The organism is Acetatifactor sp., assembly GCF_982438285.1.
The window spans coordinates 1-9941 of sequence record NZ_CEWDFQ010000093.1 but is presented as its reverse complement, the minus strand read 5'-3'; the positions used below and the strand labels follow the sequence as shown (position 1 = coordinate 9941).

9 protein-coding genes are annotated in these 9941 nt (G+C 51.0%); 8 read left to right on the top strand and 1 reads right to left on the bottom strand.

Annotation, left to right across the window (positions count from 1 at the left end):
* Window positions 1–8: 8 nt before the first annotated feature.
* The 8 genes from AC1WIP_RS06440 to gatB all read left to right on the top strand — a co-directional run bounded on the left by AC1WIP_RS06440 (window position 9) and on the right by gatB (window position 9287).
* A complete protein-coding gene (locus AC1WIP_RS06440) occupies window positions 9–989 on the top strand; it encodes an ABC transporter ATP-binding protein (RefSeq protein WP_481141071.1) in 981 nt (326 codons plus the stop codon).
* An 11-nt stretch (window positions 990–1000) separates the two neighbouring features.
* On the top strand, window positions 1001–1849 hold the full coding sequence (locus tag AC1WIP_RS06435) for an ABC transporter permease (RefSeq protein WP_481141069.1): 849 nt from the start codon (window positions 1001–1003) through the stop codon (window positions 1847–1849).
* Window positions 1846–2622 (top strand): ABC transporter permease, encoded by a 777-nt coding sequence (locus AC1WIP_RS06430; RefSeq protein ID WP_481141067.1) that lies wholly within the window; start codon window positions 1846–1848, stop codon window positions 2620–2622. The genes AC1WIP_RS06435 and AC1WIP_RS06430 overlap by 4 nt, the downstream gene beginning before the upstream one ends.
* 16 nt (window positions 2623–2638) lie before the next feature.
* Complete coding sequence (locus AC1WIP_RS06425; protein ID WP_481141066.1) at window positions 2639–3748, top strand: polyamine ABC transporter substrate-binding protein; 1110 nt, start codon at window positions 2639–2641, stop codon at window positions 3746–3748.
* Window positions 3749–4326: 578 nt separating this feature from the next.
* A complete protein-coding gene (gene aspS, locus AC1WIP_RS06420) occupies window positions 4327–6063 on the top strand; it encodes an aspartate--tRNA ligase (RefSeq protein ID WP_481141065.1) in 1737 nt (578 codons plus the stop codon).
* A gap of 19 nt (window positions 6064–6082) precedes the next feature.
* Window positions 6083–6376 carry an Asp-tRNA(Asn)/Glu-tRNA(Gln) amidotransferase subunit GatC gene (gene gatC / locus AC1WIP_RS06415; protein WP_318704412.1) on the top strand — a complete coding sequence of 98 codons (294 nt, stop codon included), beginning with the start codon at window positions 6083–6085 and terminating at the stop codon, window positions 6374–6376.
* A gap of 15 nt (window positions 6377–6391) precedes the next feature.
* A complete protein-coding gene (gatA, locus tag AC1WIP_RS06410; protein WP_481141064.1) occupies window positions 6392–7837 on the top strand; it encodes an Asp-tRNA(Asn)/Glu-tRNA(Gln) amidotransferase subunit GatA in 1446 nt (481 codons plus the stop codon).
* A gap of 1 nt (window position 7838) precedes the next feature.
* Window positions 7839–9287 carry an Asp-tRNA(Asn)/Glu-tRNA(Gln) amidotransferase subunit GatB gene (gene gatB, locus AC1WIP_RS06405; RefSeq protein WP_481141063.1) on the top strand — a complete coding sequence of 483 codons (1449 nt, stop codon included), beginning with the start codon at window positions 7839–7841 and terminating at the stop codon, window positions 9285–9287.
* Window positions 9288–9296: 9 nt separating this feature from the next.
* Here gatB and AC1WIP_RS06400 read toward each other — a convergent pair.
* Window positions 9297–9941: hypothetical protein (locus AC1WIP_RS06400; protein WP_481141062.1), on the bottom strand; the 645-nt coding region annotated here is incomplete at its 5' end.

Sequence of the window (9941 nt, the reverse complement as noted above, 5' to 3'; positions counted from 1 at the left end):
GAGGAAATATGAACGACATTATCTTACAATTACAGAATTTACACAAGAAATTTGATGGCACCGGAGTTCTTAACGGGGTGAATCTTGACATCCACAGGGCAGAGTTTATCACGCTTCTAGGCTCCTCGGGATGTGGAAAGACCACCACGCTGCGCATCATTGCAGGGCTGGAAGCGCCGGATCAGGGAAGGGTCATCCTGGAGGGACAGGATATCACCAGCCTTGAGCCCAATAAGCGAAATGTAAATACGGTGTTTCAAAATTATGCCCTGTTTCCTCACATGAACGTGGAGGATAATGTGGGCTACGGTCTGAAAATCAAAAAAGTGCCCAAGGCGGAAATTGCCAGGCGGGTAAAGGAAATGTTAAAGCTGGTGCAGCTGGAGGAATATGGAAAGCGTATGCCGGATCAGCTTTCCGGCGGCCAGAGGCAGCGTATCGCCATCGCCAGAGCGGTGATCAACGAGCCCCGGGTGCTTCTCTTAGACGAGCCCCTGGGAGCCCTGGACTTAAAGCTGCGCAGGCAGATGCAGCTGGAGCTGAAGCGGCTTCAGAAAAAGCTTGGGCTTACCTTCATCTACATCACCCACGATCAGGAGGAAGCCATCAACATGTCCGACCGGATTGCCGTGATGAACCAGGGCGTGCTGGAGCAGGTGGGGACTCCCAACGAGATTTATTACCGCCCCCGCACAAGCTATGTGGCGGATTTTGTGGGAAATGCCAATATTTTCCGGAAGGGAGCAGAAACCTTTGCCATCCGGACGGAAAATGTGCTTCTGGAGGGGGAAGGCCCCTGTGTCCATGAGGCTGTGGTGTCGGAAAAATCCTTTGCGGGAGGACACCTGAGGATTTTATTCACCCTTTCGGACGGCCAGAAAATTACTGCCAGCCGTTTTGGCATCGATGCGGACATTCAGGTGGGCAGCAGGATAAAGATCGGCTGGCTGCCAGAGCATGCCGTGCCGGTGATCGATGACGGACAGTAAGGGAGGATCACATGAAGAAAAAAGGCAACTGGCTTTTGCTGGCTCCTATTTATCTTTTTACCATACTTTTTGTGGCGCTGCCAATTTTGTACATGTTCTTGTTAAGCTTTTTGAGCCGTGCCGAAGTCTGGGGAGTGGATTTTAACTTCACTCTGGATAATTATAAGCGAATTTTGGAGCCGCTTTACTTAAACACTTTTGTAGAATCCTTAAAGCTGGCATTTTTGTCCACGGGACTGATTGTATTGATCGGGTACCCTTATGGCTACTTTATGGCGAGAATGAACGCGGTCTGGAAAAAGAGAATGATGCTGCTTCTCATGATACCCTTCTGGACCAGCGCCCTGATCCGTCTGTATGGCTGGATTATTGTATTTCGCAGCAACGGCGTTTTGGATAAGGTGCTGATGGGGCTGCATATTACAGATGAGCCCTTAAAGCTGCTTTACACCTATCCGGCGGTGGTGGTGGGTATGATTTATGCACTGCTTCCCTTTATGATTCTGTCGGTTTACTCCAGTGCGGAAAAGCTGGACTTTACTTTGGTGGAGGCAGCCAGAGACTTGGGGGCCTCCTCTTTTCGGGCCTTTTGGACGGTGAGCTTTAAGCTGACGCTGCCGGGACTTTTGTCCGGAGTGGTGCTGTCCTTTATTCCGTCCATGGGACTTTTCTTTATTGCGGATATCCTGGGAGGAAACAAGATCGTTTTGGTGGGCAGCATGATTCAGGAACAGGCTACTAAGGGGAGAAATCTGCCCTTTGCGGCGGCTTTGGCGGCGGTGCTTATGATTTTAACCTCCCTGATGATACGGCTGTACCGCAGGCTTACGGGAGCGGAACAATTGGAGGGACTTTTGTGAAAACAAAAAAATGGCCTTTTATCTATGTGGGAGTCATTACGGTTATCACCTACATTCCCATTTTGCTCACAGTGGTTTATTCCTTTAATGCCTCGAAAATTTCTTCCATATGGGAGGGCTTTTCCCTGAAATGGTATGTGGAGCTTTTTCAGGACCGGGATATCTGGGAGGCGCTGCGAAACAGTCTGATTCTGGCGGCCTTAAGCTGTCTGGGGGCTGTGGTGATCGGAACCATGGGGGCTCTTGGAATGTATCGGAAAAAGAGCCGGTTAAACGATGCGGTGGCATACTTTTCCATGCTCCCCATCATGATACCGGAGATTATTTTAGGGATGGTGTTTTTGTCTGTTTTTTCCCTGATGGGGCTGCCCTTTGGTATGGTCACTCTGGTGATTGCGCATACTACCTTCTGTATCCCGTATGTGTATTCCACGGTAAAGGCCAGGCTGGTGGGAATGGACAAATCTCTGGAGGAGGCGGCCCTTGACCTGGGGGCCTCTGGCTGGCGCGTGTTTTTTGACGTGACGCTGCCCTTGATCGCCCCGGCTATCTGGTCCGGGGTAATGCTGTCCTTTGCCATGTCCTTCGACGATGTGGTGATCAGCATTTTTCTGACAGGCCCTACAGTGAACACCCTTCCTGTAAAAATATATACAAAACTGAAAACGGGCGTGACGCCTGAAATCAACGCTTTGGCAACTCTCATGCTGGGCGTTACCATTCTTTTGCTTGCGGGAGCGGCTCTTGTGGGCAGAGGGAAAAGAAAGAAGTAAGGAAGAGAGGACAATTATGAAAAAGAAAATCGCACTTTTGGTGACATTGACAACCCTTATCATGTCTCTTGCAGGCTGTGCAGGAGGAAACAACGCATCCGATGGCGGCACGGATACGCTGGCGGAGGAATCCAGACAGAACGCGGCGGTAAACTACATCGGCGGGGAGATGAACCTCTATACCTGGGACGGCATGTTCCCCCAGGAAATCCTCAGAGGCTTTGAGGAAGAAACGGGAGTGCGCATCAACTATTCCAACTTTGATTACGATGAGGATATGCTGGCAAAGCTTGAGGAAACTCAGGGCGGCGATTATGATTTTGTGATTGCGGACGACTATATTCTGGAGCTTGTGATTGCGGAAGGACTGGCGCAGAAGCTGGACACCACAAGGCTTGAAAATTATGACAATCTGAATCCTGTGTTTATGTCCCAGTTTTATGACCCCGAAAATGAATATACGGTTCCCTACGGGGCTGGCATTCCTTTGATTGTGTACGATCCGTCCCTGACAAATGTGGAAATTACAAGCTATGAGGATTTGTGGGATCCCTCCCTGGAGGACAATGTGGCTATCATCGCCAATTACCGCGTGATCAACGGCATTGCCTTAAAGACCATGGGAGAATCCTTCAACACGGAGGATCTGGATGTGATCCGCCAGGCAGGAGAGAAGCTCCTTGCTCTTGCGCCTAATATCCGTGTGATCAACGACAGCAATACCCAGGATTTTATTGTAAGCGGAGAGGTGGCGGCGGCCTTTTTATATACCTCTCAGGTTTATGCGGCGTTAAATGCCAGAGAAGACCTTGAGGTGGTATATCCCCAGGAGGGCTTGGGCTTTGGGATTATGGCAGGCTTCATCCCTTCGGACGCACCGAATCCCGATGCGGCGTACGCCTTTATCGATTATATTAACCGTCCGGAAAATGCGGCGGCCTGCTTTGAATACATTGGCTATTATTGCACCAACAAAGCGGCCGAGGAATACATTTCTGATGAGATGAAGGAATTTATTGTACTTCCTGAGGATGCGGCGGAAGGAGAGATTGTGCAGAATATTTCTCAGGAGGCGGAGGATCTCCACGCGGAAATCTGGAGTCAGTTCCGGGCTGCCTGCGACTAACGAAGAAGGATGAGAGGAAAAAAGTGCTTGACATTTCCTCGTTTCCGTCATATGCTAAATAAAACGACAGAATACTCAATGGCGAGTGACCAAGGGAGTATTCTGTCTTTTTGTTTTTCCGGAAGAAAAAGCTTGAGAATATTTTTCTCTATTTCGGAAATTCTATCTTGCAAAATAGCAGAGAGTGTGATACCATTTCACACAAATCAGAAAAATGCCTTGAAGGAGACTCTTGCTGGGAAAAGCAACAGGAATACGGCGTCACCGACTGAGAGCGCCGTTTGTGGGAACCGGTGAAGGGAACACTCTGGAGCAGGCTGCCTGAATGGACAAAGACGCTGGGACAAAAGCGGCGGATGTCTGCTAGGGCAGCACGTAACACGCGTTAAGTGTAAGAGAGGGCAGACCGGGCAACATTCTTGTTAGAGGATGCGGTTTGTCAATGCGGGTGGTACCGCGGGTAAGAGATTATCCGTCCCGGAATACGTTTTTGTATTCCGGGATTTTTTTATCCCGGAATATCTGGCACAAAAAAAGCATCTGCAGCTTTTTTAGAAACTAAAATCAGGAGGGAACTTATGTACAGAGATCTGACTATAGGAGAAATCGGAGAACAGCACATCGGGCAGGAGCTTCAGATGGCGGGATGGGTGGAAAACATCCGGGATCACGGCGGTGTATCTTTTATTGATCTGAGGGATATGTACGGCGTGCTCCAGGTGGTGATCCGGCAGCCCCAGCTGCTTAAGGGAATCACAAAGGAAATGTGCCTGTCCATTGCAGGAAAGGTGGAAAAAAGAGACGCGGAGACCTATAACCCCAAGCTCCCTACGGGCACCATCGAGCTGGAGGCGGCCCGGATACAGGTTTTGGGAAAGGTCTATAAGCAGCTTCCCTTTGAGATCATGACCTCCAGAGAGATCAGAGAGGATGTGCGTCTGAAGTACCGCTATCTGGATTTGAGAAATGCTAAAGTAAAGGAAAATATTATGTTCCGTTCCAGGGTGATCAGCTTTTTGCGGGAAAAGATGACGCGGCTGGGATTCCTTGAGATACAGACCCCCATACTCTGCGCGTCCTCCCCCGAGGGAGCCAGGGACTATATTGTGCCCTCCAGGAAATTTAAGGGAAAATTTTATGCGCTTCCCCAGGCTCCCCAGCAGTATAAGCAGCTTTTGATGACGGCGGGCTTTGACAAATATTTTCAGATCGCACCCTGCTTTCGGGATGAGGATGCCAGAGCAGACCGCTCCCCCGGAGAATTTTACCAGCTTGACTTTGAGATGAGCTTCGCCACCCAGGAGGATGTGTTCCGGGTGGGAGAAGAGGTGCTTTCGGAAACCTTTGAAAAATTTGCGCCCCAGGGAAGCAGGATCACGAAGGCTCCTTTCCCGGTGATCAGCTATAAACAGGCCATGCTGGAGTTTGGAACTGACAAGCCGGACCTTAGAAATCCTCTGCGGATCATGGATTTGACGGAGTTTTTCCAGAAATGCACCTTTAAGCCCTTTTTGGGAAGAACCGTGCGGGGGATCAAGGTCCATGCGGATATGTCCAAGGGCTTTCACGAAAAGCTGCTTTCCTTTGCCACCTCTCTTGGAATGGGAGGCCTGGGCTATCTGGAGGTGGAAGAGGATTTGTCCTACAAAGGGCCCATCGATAAGTTTATCCCCGAGGAGCTGAAAGGAGAGCTTCGCGCGCTTGCGGACTTAAAAGCGGGAGATACGATTTTCTTTATTGCGGATAAGGAGGCAAGGGCAAACTATTATGCGGGCAGGATTCGGAATGAGCTGGGGGAAAAGCTGGAGCTTTGCGAAAAGGACGCATACCGTTTCTGCTATGTAAACGACTTCCCCATGTTTGAGAAGGACCCTGAGACAAGAAAGATTGGCTTTACCCACAATCCCTTTTCCATGCCTCAGGGAGGATTGGAGGCCCTGGAAAAGGAGGATCCGCTGGAGGTTTTAGCCTATCAGTATGACATTGTGTGCAATGGAGTGGAGCTGTCCTCCGGGGCGGTGAGAAACCATGACATTGAGATCATGAAAAAAGCCTTTGCCATAGCGGGATATGATGAGGAGACCTTAAAGAGCAAATTTGGCGCGCTGTATCAGGCATTTCAGTTTGGAGCGCCTCCCCATGCAGGCATGGCTCCCGGAGTGGACAGAATGCTGATGCTGCTTCGGGGAGAGGAGAACATCAGGGAGGTAATTGCCTTCCCTATGAATGGAAATGCCCAGGACCTTATGTGCCAGGCGCCTTCGGAGGTGACGGAGCAGCAGCTTAGAGAGACACATATCAGAATCAGAGACTGATAATGGGAGGATAGCGGATATGGCAAATGAGATCAGCGATAAAACCATAGAGTATGCGGCAGCTTTGGCGAAGCTGGAGCTGTCCGGCGAAGAAAAAGAACAGGCAAAGAAAGATATGGGAAGGATGCTGGATTATATTGACCAGCTGAACGAGCTGGACACCAGCCAGGTGGAGCCCTTGTGCCACCTGTTTCCCGTGAGGAATGTATTTCGGGAGGATGTGGTGGTAAATGGGGATGAGAGTGAAAAGCTGTTAAAGAACGCGCCGGAGCAGAAGGACAATATGTTTGCGGTGCCAAGAACCTTTGATTAAATGAAGGAGGACTCTATGGATAGTTTGACATATACGGCCACGAGCCTGGGAAAGGCCATAAAGGAGGGCAGGCTCACTGCAGTGCAGGCGCTGGAGGCGGTTTTTGCCCAGATAGAGGAATCGGAGGAGCTGTATCACTGCTATGTCACGCTGGAAAAGGAAAAGGCCTTTGAGAGGGCGGCTGCGGTACAGAAAAAAATAGAGGCCGGAGAGCTTACGGGGCCTTTAGCGGGCGTGCCCTTTGCCATAAAGGACAATATCTGTACGGAGGGGATTCCCACTACCTGTTCTTCTAAGATATTGCAGAATTTTGTGCCGGTATTTGACGCGGAGGCTATACTTAAGCTGAAGCAGGCGGGGGCTGTCATTATAGGAAAGACAAATATGGATGAATTTGCCATGGGAAGCACCACGGAGACCTCCTATTTTGGGGTCACCAGAAATCCCAGCAATCCCGCCCATGTGCCGGGCGGCTCCTCGGGAGGCTCCGCAGCAGCAGTGGCGGCAGGAGAGTGCTTTGCGGCTCTGGGGTCTGATACCGGAGGCTCCATCAGGCAGCCAGCCTCCTACTGCGGTGTGGTGGGCATGAAGCCTACCTACGGAACAGTTTCCCGGTATGGCCTCATTGCTTACGGCTCCTCCCTGGACCAGATCGGACCCTTGACGAAGGATGTGACGGACTGTGCCGCTGTGCTGGAGACCATCTCCTCCCATGACCCAAAGGATTCCACCTCCATGGAGAGAGGGGACACAGATTTTAGCGCAGCTCTTTTGGAGGATGTGCAGGGAATGCGTATCGGTATTCCCCGGGACTATTTTGGGGAAGGGCTGGATCCTCAGGTGAAGGCGGCCGTGTTAAAGGCGGCCAGGGTGCTTGAAGCAAAGGGCGCCCTTTTGGAGGAGTTTGACCTAAGCCTTGTGGAATATGCCATTCCCGCTTACTATACCATAGCCGCGGCGGAGGCAAGCTCCAACCTGGAGCGGTTTGACGGCGTAAAGTATGGCTACCGGGCGGATGCCGAGGAGCTCCATGCCATGTATAAAAAGACCAGATCGGAGGGCTTTGGCCCGGAGGTGAAGCGTAGAATTCTTCTGGGCTCCTTTGTGTTAAGCTCCGGCTACTATGACGCTTATTATCTGAAAGCGCTGCGGGTAAAGGCCCTGATCAAAAAAGCCTTTGATGCGGCTTTTGCCAAATATGATCTGATTCTGGGGCCCACAGCGCCCACCACAGCTCCCAAGCTGGGGGAGAGCCTGGCCGATCCCATCAAAATGTATCTGGGGGATATCTACACCATTGCAGTGAATCTGGCCGGACTGCCCGGCATCAGCGTTCCCTGCGGCAGAGATGACAAGGGGCTTCCCATTGGCCTGCAGCTGATCGGGGACTGCTTTCAGGAAAAGACCCTTATCCGGGCGGCTTATACCTATGAACAAACAGCAAAACAGGAGGGAAACTGATATGGCAAAGCAATATGAAACAGTGATCGGCCTTGAGGTGCATGTGGAGCTGGCAACAAAAACAAAGATTTTCTGCGCCTGTTCTACGGCCTTCGGCGGCGCTCCCAACACCCATACCTGCCCTGTGTGCACGGGAATGCCGGGAGCTTTGCCGGTGTTAAACAGACAGGTGGTGGAATATGCTGCGGCAGTGGGGATGGCAGCAAACTGCCAGATTACAAGGGACTGCCGGTTTGACAGAAAAAATTATTTTTATCCGGACAATCCTCAGAATTATCAGATATCCCAGCTCTATCTGCCTATCTGCAGAGACGGATGGATAGAGATTTCGGTTCCGGAAAAGGAAAAGACCGTCACAAAAAAGATCAGGATACATGAAATTCACATGGAGGAGGATGCGGGAAAGCTGATTCATGACGAGTGGGAGGACTGCTCTCTAGTGGACTACAACCGTTCCGGCGTCCCGTTGATTGAAATTGTATCTGAACCGGATATGCAAAGCGCACAGGAGGTGATCGCCTATCTGGAGGAGCTTCGCCTGATCATTCAATATCTGGGAGCCTCCGACTGTAAGCTGCAGGAGGGGTCTATGAGAGCGGATGTGAATCTTTCCGTGAGAGAGGCGGGAAGTGAAGCTTTCGGCACCCGCACGGAGATGAAAAACTTAAATTCCTTCAGCGCCATTGCCCGTGCCATCGACGGGGAGAGGGAGCGGCAGATTGACCTTTTGGAGGCGGGAGAGCAGGTGGTGCAGGAGACCAGACGCTGGGATGATGAAAAAGGAGAGTCCTATCCCATGCGCTCCAAGGAGGATGCACAGGATTACCGCTATTTCCCGGACCCGGACCTTACGCCCCTTCACATCAGCGAAGAGTGGCTTGCGCAGATTCGGGCAAAGCAGCCGGAGCTTCCGGCAAAAAAGCGCCTTCGCTACAAGGAGGAATTTTCCCTTCCTGACTATGATATCCGGATGCTTACCAATTCTAAGGCTATGGCGGATATCTTTGAGGAGACGGCGGCCCTTGGGGCGCAGCCGAAGAAGATTTCCAACTGGCTGCTGGGGGAGACGCTGCGGCTTTTAAAGGAGAAGGAAATGGAGCCGGAGGACATCACTTTTTCGCCCAGGCATCTGGCAGCACTTATTGAACTGACGGAAAACAAGGTGATCAATTCCTCTGTGGCCAAGGACGTCTTTGAAGCGATGTTTGCATCAGATGTGGACCCGAAGCAGTATGTGGAGGAAAAGGGCTTAAAGATGGTTAACGATGAGAATGCCTTAAGGAAAACCGTGGAGGAGGTCATTGCACAGAATACCAAGTCTGTGGAGGATTATAGAAGCGGGAAAGAAAAGGCTCTGGGCTTCTTGATGGGGCAGACCATGAAGGCCATGAAGGGCAAGGCAGACCCCGCAGCCGTAAACCAGCTTCTGCGGGAGCTGCTGAAACCCTGAGACAAAAAATTATTCTTCAAACAGATAATCAATAAAACGAACCGCCGTGTCGAGATGAGTGGTGTTGGCGTATACGCTGACTACCACACCCTCGCCGCGGAAATAATAGCTTTCCAGCAGCGCCGCATTATCCACATAGATGGCCACGGGAACAGGCTCCTCCATTTCTTCAGGCTTTGCAGGATCGGGGTAATCCGGCTCATAGGTATCGTCCAGATTGTTCTGGGCCGCTTCAATTTCGCGCACGATAGCCATATCCACATAATAGAAATAAGGCTCATAGGCTGCAATCTGTTCTTCGGAGAGAATCTCCCGCAGATCATAAAACACGCTGCTGTTGGCATATTGCCTGATGGAACCGCTGTCCGTCACCATTACGTCAAGCTCTGCCGCTGCAAGATACACAGCAAGCTTTTGGGTGGAGGTCATGGTCACATCGTCTATGATATCCGAATCGGTGGTAATGCGGATGGAGGTGTCAAAATAAGCGTCGTACTCTTCCAGATCAAGCCCCGCATATTCGTAAAAACCCTGGTTAAAATCAGCTGCTGTTTCCAATTCCGAGGCGTTCAGCATCACTGCATAAAACGCATTTTCTTTGCTGGTGAGCATTTCGTATGCAACGGAGAAGATTCCGGCGGCGATCAAGACCAC

What these genes read in the sequence shown, in the direction of transcription:
- AC1WIP_RS06440 (WP_481141071.1), top strand. Translation starts at nt 9, where the DNA reads ATGAACGACATTATCTTACAATTACAGAATTTACACAAGAAATTTGAT.
- AC1WIP_RS06435 (WP_481141069.1), top strand. Translation starts at nt 1,001, where the DNA reads ATGAAGAAAAAAGGCAACTGGCTTTTGCTGGCTCCTATTTATCTTTTT.
- AC1WIP_RS06425 (WP_481141066.1), top strand. Translation starts at nt 2,639, where the DNA reads ATGAAAAAGAAAATCGCACTTTTGGTGACATTGACAACCCTTATCATG.
- aspS (WP_481141065.1), top strand. Translation starts at nt 4,327, where the DNA reads ATGTACAGAGATCTGACTATAGGAGAAATCGGAGAACAGCACATCGGG.
- gatC (WP_318704412.1), top strand. Translation starts at nt 6,083, where the DNA reads ATGGCAAATGAGATCAGCGATAAAACCATAGAGTATGCGGCAGCTTTG.
- gatA (WP_481141064.1), top strand. Translation starts at nt 6,392, where the DNA reads ATGGATAGTTTGACATATACGGCCACGAGCCTGGGAAAGGCCATAAAG.
- gatB (WP_481141063.1), top strand. Translation starts at nt 7,839, where the DNA reads ATGGCAAAGCAATATGAAACAGTGATCGGCCTTGAGGTGCATGTGGAG.